A 23,493-nucleotide genomic window follows, 5' to 3' on the forward strand; every position below is an offset into this window, starting at 1 on the left:
AGATGCTGACCTTGTGCCTCTCCTGTCGGTACACCTCCTCGGGCCCGTTGACGTGCGGGTTTCCGATGTCACGATCACGCTGGACCGGCCGCTCGAACGCGCGCTGGTCGCTCGCCTGTCGCTCGCGCGCGGTGTCGCCGTGTCCGACGAGCGGCTCGCCAGGGACCTGTGGGGCGACGTCGACCTGGCCCGGCCGCGCGAGCGTTTGCGGGTGCTCGCGTCGCGGTTGCGGGCGAACCTCGGCGAGGCTGCTTCCGCTTTGTCGCGGACCAGTGCGGGCTACGTGCTGGACGCGTCACCGTCCGATGTGGTCGCTGCCGAGGCCGCGTTGTCCGACGGGTCGCGCGAGGTGATCGCCCAGGCGTTGGCGTTGTGGCGTGGCGACTCGTTGGCGGACTTGCGCGCGGTGCCGTTCGGTTTCGCCGAGGGGGAGCGCCTCGACGGTCTGCGCGTGGATCTCCGTGTCGCGTATCTGGGTGCGTTGCTCGACGGCGGCGCGGGGATCGAGCTGCGGGCCGAGCTGGAGGAGCTGGTCGGCTCGCACCCGTTGCACGAGCGGCTGAGCTGCCTGCTGGCTCTGTCGTTGTACCGGGGCGGGCGGCAGGCGGACGCGCTGGCCGTGCTGTCGCGGTTGCGGGAGCGGCTGTCCGACGAGCTCGGCGTGGATCCGGCGCCGGAGACCGTGTCGATGGAGCTGCAGATCCTGCGCCAGGAGGCTCCCGGTTCCGCTCCGAAGCGGCGGTTGCCTGCCGCGGGGACGACGTTCCTGGGGCGCGACGCGGATCGGGCCGCTGTCGCCGAACGGTTGTCGGTCACGCGGCTCGTGACGTTGACGGGTGTCGCCGGCAGTGGCAAGACGCGGCTGGCGCTGGAGGTCGCACGGGTCGTCGAACGGCCCGTCGTGTGGCTGGATCTCACGGCGGTGCGCGCGGAGGACGAGATCATGCCCGCGCTGATCGCCGAGGCCGGTGAGGACTACCTGGCCGAGCTCGAAGGCGCGGTGCTCGTCGTCGACAACGCCGAGCACGTGCTGTCCGCTGCTTCGTCCGTCGTCTCCGAGCTGTTGTCGCACACGGGGAAGCTGTCGGTGCTCGCCACGTCGCAACGGCCGTTGCTCGTGGAGGGCGAGGAGGTTCGGCACGTCGGTGCGTTGCCTCCGTCGGCCGCGGCTCTGTTGTTCTGCGACCGCAGTGGCGCTGAACCGTCCGCTGACGTGGACGCCATCTGTGCCGCGGTTGATCATCTGCCGCTCGGGGTCGAGCTGGCTGCCGGACTCACCCGCACGTTGTCCGTGCCGCAGCTGGCGCGCCGCCTCGACGACCGGTTGAAGCTGCTCGTCGGCGGGCTGCGGGGGAGCCGGCAGCGGCACAGCAGCCTGCGCGCGGCCCTGGACTGGAGCCACGAACTGCTGGATGACGTCCAACAGGCCGTGCTGCGCCGTGCGGGCGTGTTCCTGGGCGGCTGGACTCTCGAAGCCGCCGAGGAGGTCCTCGCGTTCGACGGGCTGGACGTCGCCGACATCGCCGCGACGCTGACCGAGCTCGCGGACCGCAACCTGATCGCGGTGTCCGAGGGGCCGCGGTTCCGGATGCTCGAGACCGTCCGCCACTACGCGCTGGCCAAACTGGATGAGGAGGCCGAGGCCGTCCGCGCCCGGCACCTCGCGTGGTGCTCCGGGTTCGTGGCGGCGCACGGCGTACATGCGGACGCCGCGACCGTGATGGGCGAGCTCTACCTGGAGTGGGCGAACTTGCTGTCCGCCATGGAGTCCGCCGCAGGCTCGCCGCGTGCCGGGGACGGTCTGCGGCTGGCCGTCGACATGCAGGACGCCTGGATGGTGCGCGGCCTCGTCGTGCAGGCCGCTCGCATCTACGAGGACCTGATCGATGCCGAGGTACCGGACGACGTGCGGGCGTTGGCGTTGTGCAACTACGGCTTCTTCTGCACGCAGATCGGCCGCCTGACGCTCGCCACGTCGTTGCTGGACCAGGCCGCGCCGCTGGCCGTGGACGACATGCTGACCATCCGCGTCTACTACTACCGGGCGATCACGGAGATCCAGCGCGGACGTCCGGCGCAGACCATCTCGTGGGCGGAACGCGGGTACGCCGTTGCGTCGCGCATCGAGAACCAGACGTACATCTCGGCGTTGGGCTGTGTGCTGGCCATCGGGCAGATGTACGCGGGCGACCTCGACGCATCGTTGCGCAACCATCTGGCCGCCAATGCCATCGACCGCTCTCTGGGCGATGAACACGGTCTCGCGCGCGGCCTGGTGAACGAGAGCATGACGTTGTTGTCGGGTGGCGACTCCGTGGGCGCGTTGGAGCGCGCGGACGAGGCCGAGGCCCTCTCCGACCGTCTCGGCGACGCGATCGGCGCGACCCACGTGGGCATGATCAGGGCCAGGGTCGCGTTGCTCGACGGCAGGCTGGACGAGGCGGTCGACCGGCTGCGAACCGTGCTGGACGACGCCGAGGCCGGTGCCGACACAGGACTACTGCGAGTAGACCTCGCCTACGCGTTGGTCCGTCGGGGTGATCTCGCCGAGGCCGCCGCCGAGCTCGCGCTGGCGTCGTCGGTGAGCGACGAGCAGGACCTCACGTGGCTCGCTGTGCAACCGGTGACGGCAATCCTGGCCGCGGAGGAAGGTGATCTCGCCCGCGCGGGCGAGATCGCGGCGGCCGCACGGGCGGAGTTCGCTGCCCGAGGGTTCGGCTGGCCGTTCACCGTTGACCGGCTGAACCTTCTTCCACCGGCCGCAACCAGCTGACAACGGCCTGTTCAAGATCGTCACCCAAGTGGGCGCTCGCCGCGAATTCGGTCCGTTCGACCCGACCAAAACCTCACATGGTCTTGCTACCGTGGCCCGCATGAAGTCGTGGGGGATGTTGGCGGTCGCCGCAGCGGCCATCACGTTCGGCTCGACGCTGGCGATGCCAGACGTCGCGGTCGCTGCTGAGGGCGGGGTGGCCTGCGGAACGTACGCGGCCAACTCCAAGATCACCCGGAGCGAGATCCTGGCGCGCTCGCGCACGTGGATCAGCGCCCGCGTGCCCTACAGCCAGAGCGACTGCTTCGGCAACAAGTACGGCGCGTACCGCACCGACTGCTCGGGCTACGTCTCGATGGCCTGGGGCCTGCGCATCTCCTACACGACCCATATCCTCGAGCAGGTCGCGCACCGCATCGACTGGGCGGACCTCCGTCCCGGCGACGCGCTGAACGACCGGCTGAACCACGTCGCGCTGTTCATCGGCTGGGCGGACGCGGCCAAGACGCGCCCGATCGTCCGCGAGCAGGCGGGCCCGGACGGGTCCCGCCCGGTGCAGCGCGTGTGGAGCGCCGCCACGGCCCGTCAGTACGTGCCACTGCGCTACAACGGCGTGGTCGACGCCTCGGGTGGCAACGAGACCCCCAGCGACACCCCGGTGACGGACAAGCCCGTCGTCAGCTCCGGCCCGCAGATCTCCAACACCGGACAGCAGCAGCTGGAGATCTACGCGCGCGCCGCGGACGGCACGATCATCACGAACTTCCACAAGACGAGCCGCTGGAACGGCTGGCAGCAGCTCGGTCCTGAGCTCTTCGCCGGCGACCCGGTCGCGCTGATGAACCCGCAGACGAAGATCGTCGAGGTGTTCGCGCGCGGCTCCGACGACAAGATCTACCGCCGCACCGACGGCAAGTGGGTCGCGCTGGGCGACACGGCCGTCGCGGGCGAGCCGGTGGTGACGTGGAACGACAAGACCAAGGCCGTCGAGGTCCTCGCTCGCGGCGCGGACGGCGTGCTGCTGCGCTTCACGGACAAGTGGGCGCCGCTGGGCGACCGCAAGATCGCGGGCAACCCGGCCGTGGCCGACAAGGACGTCTACGCGCGCTCCGCCGACGACAAGCTGGTCAAGTGGGACGGCACGGCGTGGCAGAACCAGGGTGACGTCCAGGTCGTGAGCGACCCGGTCGTCGCCGTCGACCAGGTCTTCGTGCGCACCGCGTCCGGCAGCGTCGAGCAGTACGCGGCGGGTGTGTGGAAGTCGCTGGGCGGCAAGGGCACCGGCGCTCCGTCGGCGGTGTTCAACACGACGACCGGCTCGATCGACGTCGTGCAGCTCGGCGAGGGCGGCATCGTGGAGCACGCCCGCGCCACCGCGAACGGCTTCACCTCGTGGGCCAAGCTCGGCACCACCAAGGTCGCCGAGGCGCCGACCGCGATGTACCACGCGCAGACCAAGACGATCGAGGTCTTCGCGCGTACCGACGACGGCAAGCTGATCCGCCGCTTCTACAAGGAGAAGGCGGGCTGGAGCCAGTGGGCGCTGCTGAGCGACCGGGCGATCAGCTGACCTGACGAACGCGAAAGGGCCGCGACTCTCCTGGAGTCGCGGCCCTTTCTGCTTGGGTCAGCAGTGGATGAAGATGTCCCTGCCCGCCGCGTCGACCCTGTTGATGTCCTGGGCGATGGCCGCCGCCCGCAGCTCCCGCGCCGCGTCCCGGCACTTCTGCGACGACGACGCGTCCGACTCCGCCTTCTTCTGCGCGGCCTCGGCTACCTTCTGCAGGTCGACGGCACGCGTGGCGTCGTCCTTGCTCTCCTTGACCTTGCGGGTGAGGTCGGAGATCTCGCGGTCCTTGACCTCGACCTGCTTGGACAGCTCGGCGGAGTGGTCCTTCTCCTGGACGAGGAGCACACCGAACGCACCGGCCGCGCCGAACAGCAGCACGAGGAGCACGCTCACCACGACGACGCCGGTCTTCTTCCGCTTCGGTGCGACAGGAGCCTCCACGACAGGCTGCTGCTGCGGCGGAACGAACGCGGGAGGCGTGTACACCTCGAACGTCGGTCCGGCCGGCGTGATCTCCGGCGCGACCTCCGGCTGAACCGCGGTGTCCGCGGGCTGCTGCGGATCACTGACTGGATTGGTCATGACTTTCCCCCATGAAGTAGCCCCCTGCGCCTATCATCGCCGCACCGTCAACGCTGTTACGCCCAGCAGTTGTTGAAGAGCTCGTCGATCGCGTGCCCCGGGCGATCTCGTCCTCGCCGGTCCACTTCGGACGCGCGAGAGCGCTCATCGAAATCCCCCAGGATTGATGCGTTCGGAGACATATCGTGAGCGCGCCCACGCCGTTACACGAGCCGGGCCACAACGCGAAGGGCCGCGACTCACGTGGAATCGCGGCCCTGTCGTGAAGTCAGATCAGCACTTCGTCATCATGTCGAGGAGAGCGCTCGCGATCTTCTGCTCGTCCTGGGCCATGCCCGCCTCGGTCACCTTGCGCGCGGAGTCGCGGCACGTCTTCATCGCGTTCTTCTCGTTCTCCAGCGTGCGCCGCTGATCGGTGGCGGTCGTGGCGAGCTTGTCCGCGTCCTCTGCCTTCTTGGTGAGGCCGGCGATCTCGGTGTTCTTGCTCTCGACCTGCTTGGACAGGTCGGTCGAGCGGCCCTTCTCGACGAAGTAGAGCGCGCCGAACGCACCTGCCGCGCCGAGCAGCAGCACGGCGACGATCGCCAGCACCACGACACCGGACTTCTTCTTCTGCTGCTGCGGAGCGGCCGGCGCGACGGTCTCCGGCTGGTCAGGCAGAACAGGAGTGCTCATTGTTTTTCCCCCAGGATTGATGCATTCGGAAATATCATCGAGGAGGCGTCAACGCTGTTACGTGAGTCGGGCCACAGCGTCGACGACCCGGTCGAAGAACCGGTCCACGTCGAGCCCCACGGCCACTTTCGCGTTGGGTTTCCTGCCCAGCCGCCCGTGCAGATCCACGACGGTCGCGCCGCGTGTGAGCGTTCCCACGGTCTCGATGCCCACGAACGCCTCGACGCACGTCACCAGCGTCGGGTCGATCACCCGCGCCACCGCCACCGGGTCGTGCAACGGCGGTGCCTCGAACCCGAACACCTCGCGGTAGGTGGCCGCGAAGAACGTCATCAGGTCGCCGCAGATCTGGCCCAGCGGCCCCAAAGCGTTCAACCGCGCCACAACCGGCGGCGTCACCAGCGCCTGGTGCGTCACGTTCAGCCCGATCATCGTGATCGGCACGCCGCTGTCGAACACGATCTGCGCGGCCTCGGGGTCCACGTAGATGTTGAACTCCGCGTACGGCGTGGTGTTGCCGCGCTCGGTCGACCCGCCCATCAACACGATCTCGCGCACCGTGGCGGTTCCGTAGCGCTGCAAGTACAGCGCCACGTTCGTCAGCGCGCCGGTCGCGATCAGGGTTGCGGGCATGTTCGAATACATCACGTCAATCGCGTGATCCTCAGCCACGTCAACGGAAATCGCACCGAACGCCGGTCCGTCCATTCCGGACTCGCCGTGGATGTCCTCCGCCACGTACAGCGGCCGCACCAACGGGCGGTCGCACCCGCGGGCGATCGGCACCGAAATTCCGGCCGCCGAACAGATGCGCCGAGCGTTCAGAGTGACCTTGTCGAGAGTCTGGTTCGCGGCCACGGTCGTGATCGCGCGCAGGTCGATCTCGGGCGCTCCGGCGGCCAGCAGGATCGCGATCGCGTCGTCGTGGCCGGGGTCGCAGTCGAGCACAACAGGGGTCGGCATGGGCACTTCATACGGGCCTGGACGGTTCATGTCCATGAAACAAGCGAAAACGTTTTCGCGGAACCCTTGACGAGGTCAGGGCCGGTGCGGCTAGCGTGTGGAAACCGTTTACCGGGGAGGTTTGCGATGGCCCGCAGGCGCTACGCCGTGGTCGGCACGGGATCACGGGCGGAGCGGCACATCCACGCCATCGCGGTCGAGCACGCCGACACGTGTCAGCTGGTCGCGTTCGCCGACGTGAACCGCACCCGGATGGACGTCCACAACGACCGGCTCGTTGCACAGGGGGTCGAGCCGGTTCCCACGTACGACGCCGATGACTACCTCAAGATGCTGGAAGAGCAGCAGGTCGACGTGGTCGTCGTGACCACCGTCGACCGCTTCCACGACACCTACGTCGTGGAGGCGCTCGACGCCGGTCGTGACGTCGTGACGGAGAAGCCGATGACGACGGACGTGCCGTCGGCCGGCAAGATCCTCGACGCCGTGCACCGCAACGACGGCAACGTCACCGTCACGTTCAACTACCGCTACAACCCGATCCACGAGAAGGTCCGCGAGTTGCTGGCGGACGGCGCTGTCGGCGAGATCGGGTCGGTGCACTTCGAGTGGCTGCTCGACACCCGGCACGGCGCCGACTACTTCCGCCGCTGGCACCGCGACAAGGCCAACTCGGGCGGCCTGATGGTGCACAAGGCCACGCACCACTTCGACCTGCTCAACTGGTGGGTCGGGTCGACGCCGGACACCGTCTACGCGCACGGCCGGTTGTTCTTCTACGGCGACGAGAACGGCAAACGGCACGGGTACACCGACGACGAGCGGTTCACTCTCAAGCTCGAACAGAACGACTGGCTCAAGAAGCTCTACGTCGACGCCCAGCACGAAGATGGGTACCGCCGCGACCAGAACCCGTTCGAGCCGGGTGTGTCCATTGAGGACGACATGTCGGTGATCGTGCGCTACGCCAGCGGCGCGAACCTGACGTACCACCTCACGGCCTACTCGCCGTGGGAGGGCTACCGGCTGATGGTCAACGGCAGCAAGGGCCGGCTCGAGCTGGAGGTCTGCGAGAACTCCTGGGTGTCGAGCCAGAACCCGACCGTGCACGGCGTCAACGCCAACCCCGAGGACGGGTGGGCGAAGCTGTCGGTGCAGCGGCTGTTCGAGCAACGGGAAGAGATCCCGCTGGAGTACGACCGGGACGGCCACGGTGGCGCCGACCAGCGCATGGTCGACGCGCTGTACGGACCGCCCGGGCAGGAAGACCCGTTGGGACGCAAGGCAACGCACTACGACGGCACCCTCTCGCTGCTGACTGGTTTCGCCGCCAACCGCAGCTTCGAGACCGGCGAACCGGTCCGCGTCGTCGACGTCATCGACCTTCGATAGGGGAGATCTGGTGAAAGCGCACAAGGTTGTGGGCTTAGCGATGGCTGCCGCGCTGGTGGCGTCGGGTTGTGGTGCCAAGGGCGGCAGTGACGGCCAGGCCGAGATCCGCTTCATCTGGTGGGGCAACGACGACCGCGCCAAGGTGACCAACGAGGCGGTGAAGCTGTTCGAGAGCCGCAACTCGAACATCAAGGTCTCCACTTCGTTCCAGAACTTCCAGAACTACTTCGAGAAGCTCTCCACCGAGATCGCGGGCGGCAATGCGCCGGACGTGATCCAGATGGACTACCGCTACCTCAACGAGTACGCGGGCCGCAACGTGCTGCTCGACCTGAGTCCGTACGTGGGCAAGGAGATCCGCACCGCGGACTGGAACTCCGGTTTCATCGGCAGCGGCAAGCTGAACGGCAAGCAGGTCGCGATGCCGTTGGCGCAGAACGCGACCGCGATCGTGTACGACCCGAAGCTGTTCGAGGCGGCCGGGGTGAAGGCACCGGAGGCCGGCTGGAGCTGGGCCGACTACAAGGAGCGGTCGGCGAAGATCCAGGCCAGCACGGGCGGCAAGATCGCGGGCGCGACGGACTTCGGCGGCACCGAGGACGTCTTCGAGACCTGGTTGCGGCAGCGCGGCAAGAAGCTCTACGCCGACGACGGCAAGCTCGGGTACTCGAAGGACGACCTGAAGGCGTTCTGGCAGCTCTCCAAGGACTTCCGCGACGGCAACGCCACCACGCCGCCGGAGCTGGTGACGACGCTGAACGCCGGCGCGGAGCAGACGCCGATGGGCAAGAAGCTGTCCGCGTCCGAACACACCTACGACAGCCTCTACGGCGGCTACAACACGGTGCGGCCCGGCGAGCTCATGCTGGGCCCGTACCCCAGTGACAGCAAGGACACGCTCGGCTCGTACCGCAAGCCGTCGCAGCTGATCAGCGCGTCGTCCCGCACCAAGAACAAGGACGCGGCGGTCAAGCTGATCGACTTCCTGCTCAACGACCCGGACGCGGGCAAGATCCTGGGCGCGAACCGCGGCCTGCCGGCGAACCTCAAGATCCGCGAGGCCGTGGCGCAGAACCTCAGCGGTGCCAACAAAGTCATCTTCGAGTACCAGAAGTCGGTCGACGCGAAGCTCGGCGACGCACCGGCGGCACCGCCCAAGGGTGACGGCACGATCTACAAGCTCATGCAGCGCAAGCACGAAGAGGTCGTCTTCGGGAAGAAGACCATTGACCAGGCATCAGAGGAGTTCTGGCGCGACGCTGAAGAAGCGTTGAAGTAGTGGTGCTCGCCGAGCGGGTCTCTCCCGCACCGGTGAAGTCGGTCGCCGAGGGCGCGCCCCCTCGGCGGCCGAAGAACTCGCAGGGCGTCGCGTACCTGTTCCTCGGTCCGTGGCTGCTCGGCGCGATCGGGCTCACCGTCGCGCCGATGGTCGTGTCGCTGTACCTGTCGTTCACCGACTACGACCTGTTCAACTCCCCGCGGTGGGTCGGGTTCGACAACTACGCGAAGCTCTTCGGTGACGATCCGCGGTACCTGGACTCCGTTGTCGTCACGCTGAAGTACGTCGTGTGGTCGGTGCCGTTGAAGCTGGTGCTGGCGCTGGCCGTCGCGTTGCTGCTGAACTCGTTGCGCGGCAAGGGACAGGCGTTCTTCCGCTCGGCCTTCTACGCGCCGTCGCTGCTCGGCGCGTCGGTCGGGCTGGCGCTGGCGTGGCGGGCGATCTTCGACACCTGGGTCGACACGCCGGACTACGCGTTGATCACCATCGTGCTGCTGTCGGCGTGGCAGTTCGGCGCGCCGATGGTGATCTTCCTGGCCGGGTTGCAGCAGATTCCGCGCGACCTGTTCGACGCGGCTGCGGTGGACGGCGCCGGGTGGTGGCGGCGGTTGTGGTCGATCACGCTGCCGATGCTGTCGCCGGTGCTGTTCTTCAACCTGGTGCTGGAGACGATCCACGCGTTCCAGGCGTTCACGCAGGCGTTCGTGGTGAGCGGCGGGCGTGGCGGTCCGGCCGACTCGACGTTGTTCTACACGCTCTACCTGTACGAGCGCGGGTTCACGGAGTTCCGGATGGGCTACGCGTCGGCGATGGCGTGGGTGCTGCTGGTGGCGATCGCGCTGATCACCGCCGTGCTGTTCCGGACCTCGCGGTACTGGGTGTTCTACGGAGACGAACGTTGAAGCGGGCTCTAGTTCTGGTGCTGTGCCTGGCCGCGCTGGCGTTGGTGCTGTACCCGATCGTGTGGTTGATCTCGGCGTCGCTCACCCCGGTCGAGGATCTGGTCTCCAACCTGCGGGCGCTGTTCCCGGGGCGCATCACCGGCGACGGGTACGTGGGCGCGCTGGAAGGCGCGGGCGGCGAGTCGTTCTGGACGTTCCTCGGCAACTCGACGATCGTCGCTTCGGGTGCGGTGATCGGCAACGTCGTGTCGTGCTCGCTGGCGGCCTACGCGTTCGCCCGGCTGCGGTTCCGGCTGTCCGGCCCGCTGTTCGCGTTCGCGCTGGTCACGATCATGCTGCCCGCGCACGTCACGCTGATCCCGCAGTACGTCGTGTTCCAGCAGCTCGACATGATCGACACGTTCGTGCCGCTGATCCTGCCGAAGCTGCTCGCGACGGACGCGTTCTTCGTGTTCCTGATGGTCCAGTTCATGCGCGGCATCCCGTACGAGCTGGACGAGGCGGCGAAGATCGACGGTTGCGGGCCGATCCGCAACTACCGCTACGTCGTGCTGCCGTTGTCGCGGCCGGCGATGGTGACGACGGCGATCTTCACGTTCATCTGGACCTGGAACGACTTCTTCTCGCAGCTGATCTACCTGTCGTCGACCGAGAACTACACGATCCCGATGGGCCTGAGGCTGTTCATCGACCAGACGTCGTCGTCCTCGTACGGGCCGATGTTCGCGATGTCGGTGCTGTCGCTGGTGCCGATCGGGTTGTTCTTCCTGGCGTTCCAGCGGTTCCTGGTCGCCGGTGTGGCCACGACGGGGCTGAAGGGATGAACCGGCTGGAGGCGCTGGCGGACGCGCTGCTGGTGGGGTTGTTCGTGTTCGTCGCCTCGCTGCCGCTGGTGACGGCGTACTCGGCCTTCGGGGCGGGGTGCGCCGTTCTGAAGGGTGATCTTCCCGTTCGGCGGTTCTGGTCGCTGCTGCGCGTGCAGTGGGCGCCGGGGGTGGTGTTCGCCGTGCTGTGGGCGGTGCTGGTGGTGGACGTGCTGCTGGTGGTCACGGTGTTGCCGGCGCCTTGGTTCGTTCGGGGCGGCGTGTTGCTCGCGGCTGCGGCCATCGGAGCGGTTCTTCTTGATCAAGCGCGTCTCGGATGGCGCGGCGCATTGAAATTCGAAGCACCTCGGCCGATGCTGATGGCCGCGTTGGTGGTCGCCGGTGTGCTGGTGTGGGCCCTGCCTCCGCTGGCGCTGGTGATCGGCGGACCCCTGGCGCTGGCAGCGGAGTCCACCCGAGAAGGGTGAGGACGATGCGTGTTGCGCTGGTCGGCGCGCGTGGGCACGGTGCACGGCACGTGGAGAACCTGCTCCGGCTGGGCCACGACGGCCTGGCGACGTTCGTGGGGGTCGTGGACGTCGCGGACGTGGGCGACGTGCCGGTGCCCTCGTACCCGGACCTGCCGTCGCTGGCGGCCGAGCTCCACCCCGAGGTCGTGGTGATCTCCTCGCCGCCGTCGACCCACCGCGATCTTGTGCTGAGTGCGTTCGCGCTCGGCTGCGACGTGCTCGTGGAGAAGCCGGCGCTGCTGTCGGTGACGGACTTCGACGAGATCACCGCTGCCGCCGCCGACCGCGGACTGGTGTGCCAGGTCGGGTTCCAGTCGCAGGGGACAGGGTCGTACCGGCGGCTGTGCTCGTTGATCGGGTCGGGTGCGCTGGGCGACATCTCGGGCATCGGCGCCGCGGGCCGTTGGGTGCGCACGGACTCGTACTACGAGCGGTCCGCGTGGGCGGGGCGGCAGGGTGAGGACGGGACGCTGGTGAACCCGTTCGCGCACGCCCTGCAGAACGCGCTGCTGCTCGCCGACGTCGAGGAACGCACGGACATCGGCGTCGAGCTGGAGCTGTTCCGCTGCCGCGACACGATCACCGCCGACGACACGGCCTGTGTGCGCGTCACGGCAGATGGCGCGCCGCCGGTGGTGGTGGCGACGACGTTGTGCGCGTCGACATCGTTGCCACCGGTCGTGCTCGTGCACGGCTCGTTGGGACAGGCCGTGTGGTGGTACGACGACGACAGGCTGACGGTGAACGACCACAAGATGGCCGTCGCCGCTCCTGTGGACCTTCTGGAGAACCTGATCCGGCACCGGCAGACCGGTGAGCCCCTAGTCGCGCCGTTGGCAGCCGCGCGCGCGTTCACGTCCGTCGTCGAGGCGTGCGGCAAGGCGGACGTGCCGCTCGTACCCGCCCGCCGCGTCACCGACCGGGTGGTGCTCGACGGCATCGACGAGGTCGTCGTGCGCGCCGCGGAGAAGATCGCGACTTTCACCGAGCTGGGCTGCGGTTTCGGACGGTAGTCTCCGCGCGGGTCTGCTCGTTCGGGGAGTTGCGTTGGACACCTACATCGACTTGAAGGACGTCCGGCTGACCGGCTACGTCAGCATGGGCCTCATCACGCTGTCCGCCCTCGAGTCGGTCTGGGGCACGATCACGGACTGGCAGGGCGGCTCCTCCTCGTGGAGCTTCCTCGCCATCGTGCTCGTCGTGCCCGCGGCGGTGGCGTCCCTGCTGTGGTTCCGAGCCGTCACCCACAACGCCGAGGCGATCGCCCTGCACGGTGTGCGGACCGTCTCCCAGGCGTGGAGGGCGAGCGACCCCGCCCAGCGCGAGGTGCCGTTCGACCAGCGCGTGGCCAGCCCGTTGATCAGGCCCTGGCAGTACGCGTTCCTGGCCATGATCGGCTGCGACATCTTCGAGTCGCTGCTCCTCGACACCCCCGCCTACGTGGTGTTCTCGACCCTGTCCACGCTGGCCTCGGTGGGTGCCGCCGGCCTGGCCTGCTACCTGATCTTCCGCGTCTCGGCGATGCAGCGGAAGTTCGCGGTTCCCCAGCCGCGCGGACGCCGCTGACGGCATGCGTTAGACTGTCCTATTGGTTGCGGTTTTGTGTTCGTGTTTCCACACACGCTCGCTGAACTTCAGTTGCGGGCGCGTCTCCTTCTTTGCGGTTGGAGAGGTCGGCTCACGACCAACCACGGAGCTGCCACACAGTGTGGCTCGCTCTTAGTGCATTGAAGGAGTACAGGTAAATGGCCAACGGCACCGTGAAGTGGTTCAACGCGGAAAAGGGCTTCGGCTTCATCGCCCCCGAGGACGGCGGCGCTGACGTGTTCGTCCACTACTCGGCTCTCAACGGTGGCGGCTACCGCAGCCTCGAGGAGAACCAGCGGGTCTCGTTCGACATCACGCAGGGCCAGAAGGGCCCGCAGGCGACGAACGTGTCGGCTCTCTGAGCTGAGCTTTGACAGCAGGGCCTCCGGTCATCCGGGGGCCCTGTTTTCGTGTGTGCGACTTCACCTAGTGGCGTGGCGCAGAACGTGGGCCGGTCAGTTCACGCTCAGCAGGGCGCCTCGCGGCACCGCCCCCGCGCCCCCATATGGTCCAGTATGAGGACGCGGGGGCGGCACCGCGATGCACCCGTCTGACCGCGAACTGGCCTGGCAACGTTCTGCGCCACGCCACTAGCCTGGCCCGATGCCGTTGCTCGGACCAGCTGATCCGCTGCCGCACGTGCCCCGGCGCATCCTCGTCGCGGGCAACGCGGGTTCCGGCAAGTCGACGCTCTGCCGCCGCATCGCCGAACGCCGCGACCTGCGCCGGGTGGAGCTGGACAGCCTCTACTGGGGTCCGCGGTGGACCCCGCGCCCCGAGTTCCTCAGCGACGTGGCGACGTTCGCGGACGAGCGAACCTGGGTGACCGAGTTCCAGTACCACGACGCACGGCCGATGCTCGTGGCCCGCGCGGACACGCTGGTGTGGCTCGACCACCCGTTCTCGATGGTGATGGGACGGCTCGTGAGTCGCACGATCAGACGTCGCGCGGCGAGGGTGCAGTTGTGGAACGGTAACGAGGAACCGTCGCTGTGGTCGGTGTTCACGGACTCCGAGCACATTCTGCGGTGGGGCTGGAAGACCTACCGGCGCAACCGGACCAGGGTGCTCGAGCTGGTCGACGAGGTCGTGGTCGTGCGGTTGCGCGGGCAGGGGCAGGTGGAACGGTGGCTGGCCGGGCCGCTGGCGTCGGTCGGGGAGGAGCGTGCTCGGTGAGAACGGCTCTGGTGCTCGGCGGGACCGGAATGCTGGCGGGATGTGCGGGGAAGCTGGTCGAACGCGGGTGGCAGGTCGTGCTGCCGTCGCGGACCCAGCCCCTGATGGCCGACGACGGTCCTGGACGGGCGGCGCGGGCGTCGTTGCGCACGGGGCACCGGCCGACGTGGATCAAGGCCGACTGGGCCAAGCCCGCTGAGCTGGCCTCGGAGGTCGAGTACGAGCTGGCCAACCGCCGGGTGAACCTGCTGGTCGCCTGGGTGCACGACAACTATCGCGTTGACGTCCTACGAGCCGTGCAGCACCTTCTGGCCGACAACGCTCCGGTGGTGGAGGTGCACACCTGCGGGCCGGTGCCGGACCCGGTGCTGCCGAATCCCACGCAGCAGGTGTTGCTCGGCCACTTCGCCCACGACGCCGCCCAGCGCACGAGCCGTGCGGTGCTGGAGGCCGTCGAACGGGCGTTGGAAGGGCGGGCGCCCTCGCTGCACCACGAGGACGCCCGCTGACCGCTACTTGACGACCTTCGCGCGGCCGATCTCGGCCTGCACCTTGATGCCCGCCGCCACGTCGACGAGCTGCTTCACCACCACGTCCTCGTTGCGGATGTCCGCGATCTTCTGCTTGGTCTTCGTGGTGAACTCGAACTTCGAGACCTCCGCGGCCTCGATCTCGGCGATCTTCTGGAAGTCCTTGCTGAAGTCGACGACCACCGTGACGCCGTCGAGAACCTGCAGCTGGTAGTCCTCCGGGTGAGTGGAGGCGAAGCCCTTCTTGAACGCGCCGGTGACCTTGATGCCGTCGGCCGTCTCCTCGAAGTCGAGGGTGCCGTCGACGGGGGAGAACAGCTTCTCCTGGAAGTCGGCGGTGGCCGTGACGGGCTCGGCGGCGAGCGCCGGAGCGGTCGTGAGGGCGCAACAGGCCAGCAGTGCGACGAGGACGCTCAGCGGTTTCGACATGACTTCGTTCGTACCGGCGGCCATTTAGCCCCGCACGACCAAACACATCGCTCGATCGGGCGTTGAGGTTGTACGCTCCGCGCCGACGTCGGGGGACGTGCGCATTTCTTGGGGGAATGTCGTGAGTGTGGTGAGGCCGGCGCATGCCGTCGGCAAGTTCGCGACGGCCGCGATCTTCGTCGCGGCGGGCATCCAGGTCCTGATCGCCGTGATGCTGTGGAGCTCGGCGAACGAGGCGTCGGGCGTTCTCGTCGACTGGGCCGCGTTGTTCGTGCAGGTGGTGGCCGGCGTGGCCTTCGTCGTGTGGATGAGCCAGGCGCGGCTCAACTCCGACGTCATCACGTCGAAGCACCAGCACCGGTACGCGAACATGTGGGTGTTCGTGGGGTGGATCATCCCGTTCCTGAACCTGTTCATCCCGTTCGTGGTGATGCAGGACATCTGGCGCGGGTCCGACCGGTCACAGCCCATGGTCGGGCTGAAGCAGCGGCCCCAGAGCGGTCTCGTCACCGCCTGGTGGCTCTGCTACCTCGCGTCGAACGCGCTCGTCCTGATCGCGGGCAACAGCGCCGTGCAGGACTACGCGACCGTCTACACCCTGTCTGCGGTCATGAGCGTCGCGGCGGCATCCCTCGCCGCGCGAATGATCAAGCGGGTCAACGCAATGCAGGAAGAAGTTCCAAGTCACCTGGGGGAATCATGAACATCGAACCGTTCAGACCGGTGCGCGGCATCGGTGTCGCCGCGTCTGTCCTCATCGGACTCCAAGCCGTTCTCTCGATCCTGGACGGTATCTCCTCGCAGCGCACCGCTGACGTTGTGAAGGCGTACGCCGAGGGCAACGCCACGATGGAGGACGCACGCGCGGCCGACGCCTTCACGCTGTTGGTGGCCATTCCGACGATGTTCGTGACGATCGCGTCGGGCGTGACGTTCATCGTGTGGATCTACCGGTCCCGCCGCAACGCCGAGCGCGTCACCTACGGCGCGGAGCACCGTCACGGGCGTGGCTGGGTCATCGGCTCGTGGATCACGCCGATCGTGGGGTGGTGGTTCCCGTACCAGATCGTCCAGGACGTCTGGCGCTCCTTCGACCCCGCCCAGCAGGACCGCCCGCTGCAGGCCCGCGACAAGAACGGCTTCCTCACCGCCTGGTGGACGGCGTTCCTGCTGATGTCGTGGGGCGACCGGGTGGTCATGCGGCTCGTGCTGCGCGATGACGCGGACCTGGACACCGTCGCCACCGCCACGTGGGTGACGACGATCGTGACGATCATCGCCGCCGTGCTGGCCGTGGTGCTGATCAAGCGGCTGACCGACCTTCAGGACCAGACGCGGCCGCAGGAGTTCAGCGGGCCTGTCCCAGTCCACGTACCAGGTGCATGACCGACTCGCGCACCTGATCGCGTGACCGCTCCGGCTGGAACACCTGCCAGTCCAGTGCGATCACGAGCAACGTGCCGAACAACGCCGCCGACGCGGTGCCGACCTCCACCCCTTCCGGGAGGCGGCCCGCGTCGGACAGGCGCTTCATCTGACCGCGCACGATCGACACGATGTCGTCGCGCAGCAACGAGAGAGTGCCGTGCCATTGGCCCGGCGTGCGCCACAGCTCGGAGACCAGCAGCTGGCCGAACGCCGGGTACTCGGCCCAGAAGCCGAGCATCTCGTCGACCAGCGCCTCCAGCGAGTTCTCGGACTCCTCGGCGGACCGCAGCCGGCCCGCCAGGATCTCGACCCCGTGCCTGAGCAGCGCTTCTACCAGCGCGTCCTTCGAGGCGAAGTTGTAGTAGATCGTGCCCTTGGCGACCCCGGCTTCGGCGGCGATCTCGTCGACCGTCACCGAGGCCGCGCCCCGTTCGCCGACCAGCTTCAGCGCCGCGTCGAAGAGCTTCTGCTTGGTCGCGGTCGTCCGGGCGCTCACAGCACGAGCTCCGGCTTCAGCTTGGAAGGTGTCCACACCCGCTGCTTGTAGGCCGCCACGGACGACAAGGCTAGGGCCCCGACGAGCCAGGCGAGAAGGATCAATGCGTCCTGTCCCACGCTGCCCAGGTCACCGCCGTACATCAGATGGCGCAGGCCGTCGACCGCGTAGCCCATCGGCAGGCCGTAGTGCAGCGGGTACAGCGGCACCGGGATCGTCTGCCACGGGAACGTGCCACCTGCGCTGACCAGCTGCAGGATCAGCAGGATCAATCCCAGGAACTTGCCCACGGCACCGAACGCGGCGTTCAGCGCGTGCAGGATCGCCACGAACGTCAGCGACATCAGCACGAGGAACCCGAACGTGCCGAAGGGGTTCGACGGCTCGATGTCGACCACGAACCGCACGACCGAGAACATCACGAGCACCTGCACGATGCCGAGCAACGCACCCGGCAGCCATCCGCCCACCGCGACCCTGAGCGCCGACTGACCAGCGGCCAGCGCACGGCGTGAGAGCGGACGCAGCAGCAGGAAGAGCACGAACGCGCCGATCCACGTCGCCAGGCCGAGGAAGAACGGAGCGAGGCCGGCGCCGTACGTGGCGGCCTTCGTCTGCGACAGGCCCTTCACCGCCACCGGGTCACCGATGGCCGCGGCGATCGCCGCACGGGTCGGGTCGTCCTGGTTCGGGATCTTGTCGATGCCACCGTTGAGACCGGTGCTCAGCTCGGCCGCGCCACTGGCCAACTTCGTGGCGCCGTCCTTGAGCTGGGGCGTGCCGGTGGCGGCCTTCTGCAGGCCGTCGCGGAGCTGCGCGTTGCCGTCGGCGAGCTTGGTCGCGCCGTCGTCGAGCTTGCCGATGCCGGCGACGAGGCCGGGCATCTTGGACGAGAGCTGCTCGGCGCCGTCCGCCACCTGGTCCGCGCCGTTCGCGAGCTTGCGCAGGTCACCGGCGGCGCCCTGGACCTTGCCGTTGGCGTCGTCGACCGGCTTGCGGACCTGGGTGATGGTGCCCATCACCTTCTGCACCTGGTCCTCGGTGAAACCCAAGGCGCGCAAGTGGTTCGCGACGTCGCCGGTGGCCTGGTCGAGCCCGCCGACGAGGGCTTGGGCCTTGCGCGCGTACTCCTCGGCCTGCGTCGCGGCGGTCTCGTTGCCGTTCGCGACCTGGCGCGCGCCGTCGGCGACCTTCTTGGCGCCGTCGGGCAGAGGGGCGGTCTGCGACCGGAGCTCGTGCGTGCCGTCCCTGAGCTGCGCGGCGCCGTTCGCGGCGGTCACCGCGCCCGTGGAGAGCTGCTGGACGCCGCTGTCGAGCTCGCCCATCTTGTCGCGCAGGGTGGCGCTGCCGTCCGCGAGCTGCTTGGCGCCGTCCGCGGCCTTGGTGGTCTCCTCGCGGATCGTGGAGAAGCCCAGCAGCAGCTTGTCGGCGGCCTCGGTGGAGACCTTGGCGGTGACGGCGCGGCGCACCTCGGCGACGACCTGGTTCGCGATCGTGGAGCCCAGGTAGTTGTTGGCGTCGTTGGTGGTCAGCGTCAGCACGCCCTGGCGCGGCTTGTTGTCCTCGGCGGACGTGAGCGCCTCGGAGAAGTCCTCCGGCAGCGTCAGGGCGAAGATGTACTTGCCCTTGCGCACGCCCTCGTCGGCCTCGTCGGTGCTGTCGACGACCTGCCACTTGAACTTGTTGCCCTTGAGGAGCTCGTCGCCGACGTCCTTGCCGGCGTTGAGGTCCTTGGCCCCCATGTCCTTCACGACCAGCGCGGCCGGGACGTTGTGCAGGTTCGCGTACGGGTCCTTGTTGGCGTACAGGTACAGCGAGGCGTAGAGCAGCGGCACCAGGGCCAGCGCGAGCACCGCGAGCCTGGGCAGCGTGCCGGAGGTGATCCGGCGAAGTTCGTTGAAGGCCATGCGAAGGGCGCTCATGCGGAGATCTCCATCTCGGAGTCGTTGTCCTCACCAAGGCGCGCGTGCGGGATGTCGAGGATGTGCGCGGTGGTGTTCGAGCACAGGGCGACCACGGACCGTTCTTCGGTCACGTAGGTCTGCGCCAAGGCGAACCACTCGCGCGGGTCGGGGTGGTAGCGGTCCGGGCAGTCGAGGATGAGCGTCGTTGCTCCGGGGCGTGCGGAAGCCAGTTCGAGCATCACCGCGCAACGCGTGTGTGCGGGCACGTGCTCGAAGCGCTTGGTGGCGTGCTCGTCGGCGGCGTGCTCGACCAACCAGTCGTGCACCGCCTTCTTGCCGGAGCGCATGCCGTTCATCGCGAGCTCCTCACCGACGACGGCGGTGAGCGTCAGTGCTTCCTCCGGCTCGTTCACCTCGGGGGCGTCGACGAGCACGACCTGCTTGCGCAGGATCTTCGGGTCCGGCGACACCGTGCCCGTGGAGGGCTTGATGCGGCCGGAGAGCAGCAGCGCGAGGGCGGTGTGACCGGTGCCGGGCTCGCCCGCGACCAAGGTGAGCTCGCCCGGTTTCACGGTCAGCGAAGTCGGGCGGAGCAGGGGACCATGTCCCCCGTTGACGCCTGCGCGACTTGCGTGGATCTCCACGTCTTTACCTTCCGTTTAAACTGACCGGTCAGTACAAATTCTCGCGCAGAGTTCGGGCGTCGGCAAGTCGGACATAGCTCACCTAAGGGCTGCGGCGGGGCGTACTTCCCAGACGGTCCACAGCGGCCGGTAGCCCTGACGGGGCCAGAAGACGCTGCTCAACGGGTTCGGCGGGTTGTAGTAGAGGTACGTGCCGACCGCGCCCATCCGGTGAAGCTCCTGGTGGGCGTAGGCGACGAGCTGCTGGCCGATGCCGGTGCCGCGGGCTCCCGGCAGCACCGAGACGCAGTTCACATAGCCCCAGCGGCCGCGGGGCAGCCTCGTGGCGGCCATCGTGCCCGGCTCGGACGACACGATCGCGCACTCGGCGAGAGCGACCGCGATGCCGTCCCGTTCGGCGAGCCAGATGGGGCTCGCGTTGGCGAGGCGTTCGGCGAGGGCGCGCTGTTTGACGGCCCGTGCTTCCGTGCGCACGATCGTCGACCCGACGAACGACGAGTACTCGAGCTCGGCGAGGGAGAGCTCCAGCACCGCGTCCAGGTCGTGCGGGGTGGCGCGGCGGATCGTCAGCGTGCGGGGGACGCGGGGCGGGGGAGTTCTCAGCCTGACCGCGAGCACGGACAGCGGCACGAGGCCGTGGTCGAGGAACGCGCGCGCCGCCTTCGTGTCGCGGCTCGGCCAGTGCACGACGCACGCGCTGTCGTCGTCGCTCGGCTGGAGCGTGTCGAGGTGCCGGCGGAAGCGGGTGAGCAGCGCGTCCATGCCCTGGCTCGCGCCGACCAGCGGCAGCAGCTCCCACACCTGTGCCGTCGACCACAGCCTGGTCGTGGAGTGTTCCTCGAAGGTCTTGTGGCTGATGACCCCGGCGACGCGCGTGCCGTCCGCGAGCGCGGCCGTGATGACGTGGCCGTCGGTGGGTGGTTCGACGGCCTGCGGGAGTAACGGGTCCAGCGACGTGAAACGAGCCGACTGGGCCGCCACGAGTCCGCGTGCCGAGGTCATGACCGTGGAGATTACGACGTCAGGCGCGTGCGGAAGATCGCGGTGCCGGGGAAGAGCTTGCCCCGCAGCGGGCTCCACTGGCCCCAGATCCGGGTGTGGCCCTTCGGCCACTCGGGTTCGACGAGGTCCTCGATCGTGAACCCGGTGTTCGTGAGGGCCCGGACGTAGTCGCCGAGCGTGCGGTGGTGCTCGACGTAGGTGGCGTGGCCCTCCGCGTCGACCTCTACATAGGGGGTGCGGTCGAAGTACGACTGCGTGACGGTGAGGCCGAGCGGGCCGGGGTCGTCGGGGAAGATCCAGCGCATCGGGTGGTTGACCGCGAACACCCACCTCGCGCCCGGCTTGAGCACGCGGGCGACTTCTTCGAAGACTTCCTGGACGTCGGCGACGAACGGCACCGCGCCGAACGCCGAGCAGGCGGCGTCGAAGGAGTCGTCCTTGAAGGGCAGTTGGTCGGCGCTGGCCTGCACGAGCGGGACCTGGATGCCGGTGTCGTCGTTGTGCTTGCGCGCGTGCCTGAGCATGCCCTCGGAGATGTCGAGCGCGGTGACGTTGGCGCTCTGGGCCTTGAGCCAGCGGGCGCACATCGCGCTGCCGCAACCCACCTCGAGGATGCTCTGACCTGCGGTGTTACCGAGGAAGCCGACCTCTTCCTCGCGGAGGCCCTCCGGGCACCAGACGAAGTCCGCCGCGCCCAGGAAGTCGCCGTGCGTCTCGTGGTAGTCGTCGGCGTCCGCGTCCCACCAGATGCGGTTCGCCACGCGTGACTCGGCGGCGTCCGCTCCCCGCTTGACGATGCCTGCCGTGCCGAGCGCTTGTTCCGCGCTCGCGTGCTGGTTGGACACACTGCTCCTTCACATGGGGGCTGGTTTGCTCACACCTCTCGCGGCCGCGTACGATAACGCCCGCGTAGTGGGTTAGTGCTGCCCATGATCCAGAACGGTCGGGGATTCCAGGTCGCTGCGATGCTGCGCGCGCACCACTACCACTCATTAATGCCAATCCGTACCGGAGCCACCTACCTAATGTCCACCGACACCACCACCGCCCCCGTTGCCGCTGCGCCCAAGCAGGTCGCGATCAACGACATCGGGACGGAGGAGGACTTCCTCGCTGCTATCGACAAGACGATCAAGTACTTCAACGATGGCGACATCGTCGAAGGCACGATCGTCAAGGTCGACCGGGACGAGGTCCTGCTCGACATCGGCTACAAGACCGAGGGCGTCATCCCCTCGCGCGAACTGTCGATCAAGCACGACGTCGACCCCAACGAGGTTGTCCAGGTTGGTGACGAGGTCGAGGCACTTGTTCTCCAGAAGGAGGACAAGGAAGGCCGCCTGATCCTCTCCAAGAAGCGCGCCCAGTACGAGCGCGCGTGGGGCACCATCGAGGCCCTCAAGGAGAAGGACGAGCCCGTCAAGGGCACCGTCATCGAGGTCGTCAAGGGTGGTCTCATCCTCGACATCGGCCTCCGCGGCTTCCTCCCCGCCTCCCTCGTCGAGATGCGTCGCGTCCGCGACCTCCAGCCGTACGTCGGCCGTGAGCTCGAGGCGAAGATCATCGAGCTGGACAAGAACCGCAACAACGTGGTCCTGTCCCGCCGCGCGTGGCTCGAGCAGACCCAGTCCGAGGTCCGCAGCGAGTTCCTCAACCAGCTGCAGAAGGGCCAGGTCCGCAAGGGCGTCGTGTCCTCGATCGTCAACTTCGGTGCCTTCGTGGACCTGGGTGGCGTCGACGGTCTCGTCCACGTCTCGGAGCTGTCCTGGAAGCACATCGACCACCCGTCCGAGGTTGTCGAGGTCGGCCAGGAAGTCACCGTCGAGGTCCTCGACGTCGACATGGAGCGCGAGCGCGTCTCCCTGTCGCTGAAGGCCACGCAGGAAGACCCGTGGCGCCAGTTCGCCCGCACCCACGCGATCGGCCAGATCGTCCCGGGCAAGGTCACGAAGCTGGTTCCGTTCGGTGCGTTCGTCCGCGTGGACGAGGGCATCGAGGGCCTGGTCCACATCTCCGAGCTGGCCGAGCGCCACGTCGAGATCCCGGAGCAGGTCGTCCAGGTCGGCGACGACGTCATGGTCAAGGTCATCGACATCGACCTCGACCGCCGTCGCATCTCGCTGTCGCTTAAGCAGGCCAACGAGGGCTTCACGGTCGACACCGAGTTCGACCCGACCCAGTACGGCATGGCCGCCGAGTACGACGACCAGGGCAACTACATCTACCCCGAGGGCTTCGACCCGGAGACCCAGGAGTGGCAGGACGGCTTCGACAAGCAGCGTGAGGAGTGGGAGCGCCAGTACGCCGAGGCGCACACTCGTTACGAGGCCCACATGAAGCAGATCCGCAAGGCCGCCGAGGCCGAGGAAGAGGCTTCGGCCGAGGGTGCGGGCAACTACACCTCGGGCGGCGACGCTTCCGGCACCACGTCCGTGGGTGCGCCGGCTCAGTCCGGTGGCACGCTCGCTTCGGACGAGCAGCTCGCGGCTCTGCGCGAGAAGCTGTCGGGCGGCATGTGAGCTAGCTAGACAACGGTTCGAAGGCCCCTGCACCTGGCGGTGCGGGGGCCTTCGCCGTTTTTGTGGGTGGTCTTGTTGCGTGCGTACCTTGCTGTTGCGTGCTTTCCCTTGGGAGCTCTGCCCCAAACCCCGCCAATCTGATCTGGGGGCCAGCGCCGTCTGCGGGTTGATGGCACGCCTGTTGGTTTGGGCGGCTTGCTGTTGCGTAGGTGGTGCGGTCCGGCGGGCCCCGTCACGAGCCGCGCGTGAGCGAGCCACGACCAGGCAGGGGTGTCAAGTCGACGAAAAGCGTGTCGACTTGACACCCCC

The 23,493-nt window shown here is 68.0% G+C and carries 24 protein-coding genes; 15 read left to right on the top strand and 9 right to left on the bottom strand.

Annotated features, from left to right (window positions below; genetic code table 11):
• The first annotated feature begins 13 nt into the window (after positions 1–13).
• Positions 14–2,773: a BTAD domain-containing putative transcriptional regulator gene (locus AB0M24_RS32170; protein ID WP_363776436.1), complete on the top strand. Its 2,760-nt coding sequence runs from the start codon at positions 14–16 to the stop codon at positions 2,771–2,773.
• Between the two features lie 100 nt (positions 2,774–2,873).
• A complete protein-coding gene (locus AB0M24_RS32175; RefSeq protein WP_363776439.1) occupies positions 2,874–4,343 on the top strand; it encodes a hypothetical protein in 1,470 nt (489 codons plus the stop codon).
• A 57-nt stretch (positions 4,344–4,400) separates the two neighbouring features.
• On the opposite strand, the gene AB0M24_RS32180 is transcribed toward AB0M24_RS32175, so the two are convergent.
• The 3 genes from AB0M24_RS32180 to AB0M24_RS32190 all read right to left on the bottom strand — a co-directional run bounded on the left by AB0M24_RS32180 (position 4,401) and on the right by AB0M24_RS32190 (position 6,563).
• Positions 4,401–4,925 (bottom strand): hypothetical protein, encoded by a 525-nt coding sequence (locus AB0M24_RS32180; RefSeq protein WP_363776442.1) that lies wholly within the window; start codon positions 4,923–4,925, stop codon positions 4,401–4,403.
• Positions 4,926–5,198: 273 nt separating this feature from the next.
• Positions 5,199–5,600 (bottom strand): hypothetical protein, encoded by a 402-nt coding sequence (locus AB0M24_RS32185; RefSeq protein ID WP_363776445.1) that lies wholly within the window; start codon positions 5,598–5,600, stop codon positions 5,199–5,201.
• A gap of 57 nt (positions 5,601–5,657) precedes the next feature.
• Entirely contained in the window at positions 5,658–6,563 is a 906-nt protein-coding gene (locus AB0M24_RS32190) for a nucleoside hydrolase (RefSeq protein WP_363776448.1), read from the bottom strand.
• 126 nt (positions 6,564–6,689) lie between these two features.
• On the opposite strand from AB0M24_RS32190, the gene AB0M24_RS32195 reads away from it, so the two are divergent.
• The 10 genes from AB0M24_RS32195 (at position 6,690) to AB0M24_RS32240 (ending at position 14,741) form a co-directional block, all read left to right on the top strand.
• Positions 6,690–7,955, top strand: coding sequence for a Gfo/Idh/MocA family oxidoreductase (locus tag AB0M24_RS32195; protein ID WP_363776451.1), 1,266 nt, complete (start codon positions 6,690–6,692; stop codon positions 7,953–7,955).
• A gap of 40 nt (positions 7,956–7,995) precedes the next feature.
• A complete protein-coding gene (locus AB0M24_RS32200; RefSeq protein ID WP_363776454.1) occupies positions 7,996–9,234 on the top strand; it encodes an ABC transporter substrate-binding protein in 1,239 nt (412 codons plus the stop codon).
• A 32-nt stretch (positions 9,235–9,266) separates the two neighbouring features.
• Positions 9,267–10,136, top strand: a complete 870-nt coding sequence (locus tag AB0M24_RS32205) for a sugar ABC transporter permease (RefSeq protein ID WP_363776515.1) — start codon at positions 9,267–9,269, stop codon at positions 10,134–10,136.
• A complete protein-coding gene (locus tag AB0M24_RS32210) occupies positions 10,133–10,960 on the top strand; it encodes a carbohydrate ABC transporter permease (protein ID WP_363776457.1) in 828 nt (275 codons plus the stop codon). Before AB0M24_RS32205 ends, AB0M24_RS32210 begins: the two co-directional genes overlap by 4 nt.
• A complete protein-coding gene (locus tag AB0M24_RS32215) occupies positions 10,957–11,427 on the top strand; it encodes a hypothetical protein (RefSeq protein WP_363776460.1) in 471 nt (156 codons plus the stop codon). Before AB0M24_RS32210 ends, AB0M24_RS32215 begins: the two co-directional genes overlap by 4 nt.
• 5 nt (positions 11,428–11,432) lie before the next feature.
• Positions 11,433–12,482, top strand: coding sequence for a Gfo/Idh/MocA family oxidoreductase (locus tag AB0M24_RS32220; RefSeq protein WP_363776463.1), 1,050 nt, complete (start codon positions 11,433–11,435; stop codon positions 12,480–12,482).
• A 34-nt stretch (positions 12,483–12,516) separates the two neighbouring features.
• A complete protein-coding gene (locus tag AB0M24_RS32225) occupies positions 12,517–13,035 on the top strand; it encodes a hypothetical protein (protein ID WP_363776466.1) in 519 nt (172 codons plus the stop codon).
• Between the two features lie 179 nt (positions 13,036–13,214).
• Positions 13,215–13,418, top strand: coding sequence for a cold-shock protein (locus AB0M24_RS32230; RefSeq protein ID WP_363776469.1), 204 nt, complete (start codon positions 13,215–13,217; stop codon positions 13,416–13,418).
• A gap of 241 nt (positions 13,419–13,659) precedes the next feature.
• Entirely contained in the window at positions 13,660–14,232 is a 573-nt protein-coding gene (locus AB0M24_RS32235; protein ID WP_363776471.1) for an AAA family ATPase, read from the top strand.
• On the top strand, positions 14,229–14,741 hold the full coding sequence (locus AB0M24_RS32240; protein WP_363776474.1) for a hypothetical protein: 513 nt from the start codon (positions 14,229–14,231) through the stop codon (positions 14,739–14,741). Before AB0M24_RS32235 ends, AB0M24_RS32240 begins: the two co-directional genes overlap by 4 nt.
• A 3-nt stretch (positions 14,742–14,744) precedes the next feature.
• Here the strand turns inward: AB0M24_RS32240 and AB0M24_RS32245 are convergent, their stop codons facing one another.
• Positions 14,745–15,191 (bottom strand): hypothetical protein, encoded by a 447-nt coding sequence (locus tag AB0M24_RS32245; protein ID WP_363776477.1) that lies wholly within the window; start codon positions 15,189–15,191, stop codon positions 14,745–14,747.
• A gap of 121 nt (positions 15,192–15,312) precedes the next feature.
• On the opposite strand from AB0M24_RS32245, the gene AB0M24_RS32250 reads away from it, so the two are divergent.
• Entirely contained in the window at positions 15,313–15,894 is a 582-nt protein-coding gene (locus tag AB0M24_RS32250; protein WP_363776480.1) for a DUF4328 domain-containing protein, read from the top strand.
• A complete protein-coding gene (locus tag AB0M24_RS32255) occupies positions 15,891–16,577 on the top strand; it encodes a DUF4328 domain-containing protein (RefSeq protein WP_363776484.1) in 687 nt (228 codons plus the stop codon). Before AB0M24_RS32250 ends, AB0M24_RS32255 begins: the two co-directional genes overlap by 4 nt.
• Here AB0M24_RS32255 and AB0M24_RS32260 read toward each other — a convergent pair.
• The 5 genes from AB0M24_RS32260 to AB0M24_RS32280 form a co-directional block, all read right to left on the bottom strand.
• Positions 16,540–17,115: a TetR/AcrR family transcriptional regulator gene (locus AB0M24_RS32260; protein ID WP_363776487.1), complete on the bottom strand. Its 576-nt coding sequence runs from the start codon at positions 17,113–17,115 to the stop codon at positions 16,540–16,542. The two genes, AB0M24_RS32255 and AB0M24_RS32260, sit on opposite strands and share 38 nt — an antisense overlap.
• Positions 17,112–19,037 (bottom strand): YhgE/Pip domain-containing protein, encoded by a 1,926-nt coding sequence (locus AB0M24_RS32265; RefSeq protein ID WP_363776490.1) that lies wholly within the window; start codon positions 19,035–19,037, stop codon positions 17,112–17,114. Before AB0M24_RS32265 ends, AB0M24_RS32260 begins: the two co-directional genes overlap by 4 nt.
• Entirely contained in the window at positions 19,034–19,663 is a 630-nt protein-coding gene (locus tag AB0M24_RS32270; RefSeq protein ID WP_363776493.1) for an ABC transporter ATP-binding protein, read from the bottom strand. Before AB0M24_RS32270 ends, AB0M24_RS32265 begins: the two co-directional genes overlap by 4 nt.
• 78 nt (positions 19,664–19,741) lie before the next feature.
• Positions 19,742–20,665: a GNAT family N-acetyltransferase gene (locus tag AB0M24_RS32275; protein ID WP_363776496.1), complete on the bottom strand. Its 924-nt coding sequence runs from the start codon at positions 20,663–20,665 to the stop codon at positions 19,742–19,744.
• Positions 20,666–20,676: 11 nt separating this feature from the next.
• Positions 20,677–21,510 (bottom strand): class I SAM-dependent methyltransferase, encoded by an 834-nt coding sequence (locus AB0M24_RS32280; protein WP_363776499.1) that lies wholly within the window; start codon positions 21,508–21,510, stop codon positions 20,677–20,679.
• 180 nt (positions 21,511–21,690) lie between these two features.
• Here AB0M24_RS32280 and rpsA point away from each other — a divergent pair, with 180 nt between their 5' ends.
• Entirely contained in the window at positions 21,691–23,184 is a 1,494-nt protein-coding gene (rpsA, locus tag AB0M24_RS32285) for a 30S ribosomal protein S1 (RefSeq protein ID WP_363776502.1), read from the top strand.
• Positions 23,185–23,493: the final 309 nt, after the last annotated feature.

The sequence above is a fragment of the Lentzea sp. NPDC051838 genome (assembly GCF_040681245.1).
Taxonomy (GTDB): domain Bacteria; phylum Actinomycetota; class Actinomycetes; order Mycobacteriales; family Pseudonocardiaceae; genus Lentzea.

Excerpts from the sequence above, each read along its gene's own strand:
- AB0M24_RS32175 (WP_363776439.1), top strand. The coding sequence starts at position 2,874 with ATGAAGTCGTGGGGGATGTTGGCGGTCGCCGCAGCGGCCATCACGTTC.
- AB0M24_RS32180 (WP_363776442.1), bottom strand. The coding sequence starts at position 4,925 with ATGACCAATCCAGTCAGTGATCCGCAGCAGCCCGCGGACACCGCGGTT.
- AB0M24_RS32185 (WP_363776445.1), bottom strand. The coding sequence starts at position 5,600 with ATGAGCACTCCTGTTCTGCCTGACCAGCCGGAGACCGTCGCGCCGGCC.
- AB0M24_RS32190 (WP_363776448.1), bottom strand. The coding sequence starts at position 6,563 with ATGCCGACCCCTGTTGTGCTCGACTGCGACCCCGGCCACGACGACGCG.
- AB0M24_RS32195 (WP_363776451.1), top strand. The coding sequence starts at position 6,690 with ATGGCCCGCAGGCGCTACGCCGTGGTCGGCACGGGATCACGGGCGGAG.
- AB0M24_RS32200 (WP_363776454.1), top strand. The coding sequence starts at position 7,996 with ATGGCTGCCGCGCTGGTGGCGTCGGGTTGTGGTGCCAAGGGCGGCAGT.
- AB0M24_RS32215 (WP_363776460.1), top strand. The coding sequence starts at position 10,957 with ATGAACCGGCTGGAGGCGCTGGCGGACGCGCTGCTGGTGGGGTTGTTC.
- AB0M24_RS32220 (WP_363776463.1), top strand. The coding sequence starts at position 11,433 with ATGCGTGTTGCGCTGGTCGGCGCGCGTGGGCACGGTGCACGGCACGTG.
- AB0M24_RS32230 (WP_363776469.1), top strand. The coding sequence starts at position 13,215 with ATGGCCAACGGCACCGTGAAGTGGTTCAACGCGGAAAAGGGCTTCGGC.
- AB0M24_RS32235 (WP_363776471.1), top strand. The coding sequence starts at position 13,660 with ATGCCGTTGCTCGGACCAGCTGATCCGCTGCCGCACGTGCCCCGGCGC.
- AB0M24_RS32245 (WP_363776477.1), bottom strand. The coding sequence starts at position 15,191 with ATGTCGAAACCGCTGAGCGTCCTCGTCGCACTGCTGGCCTGTTGCGCC.
- AB0M24_RS32255 (WP_363776484.1), top strand. The coding sequence starts at position 15,891 with ATGAACATCGAACCGTTCAGACCGGTGCGCGGCATCGGTGTCGCCGCG.
- AB0M24_RS32265 (WP_363776490.1), bottom strand. The coding sequence starts at position 19,037 with ATGAGCGCCCTTCGCATGGCCTTCAACGAACTTCGCCGGATCACCTCC.
- AB0M24_RS32275 (WP_363776496.1), bottom strand. The coding sequence starts at position 20,665 with ATGACCTCGGCACGCGGACTCGTGGCGGCCCAGTCGGCTCGTTTCACG.
- rpsA (WP_363776502.1), top strand. The coding sequence starts at position 21,691 with ATGTCCACCGACACCACCACCGCCCCCGTTGCCGCTGCGCCCAAGCAG.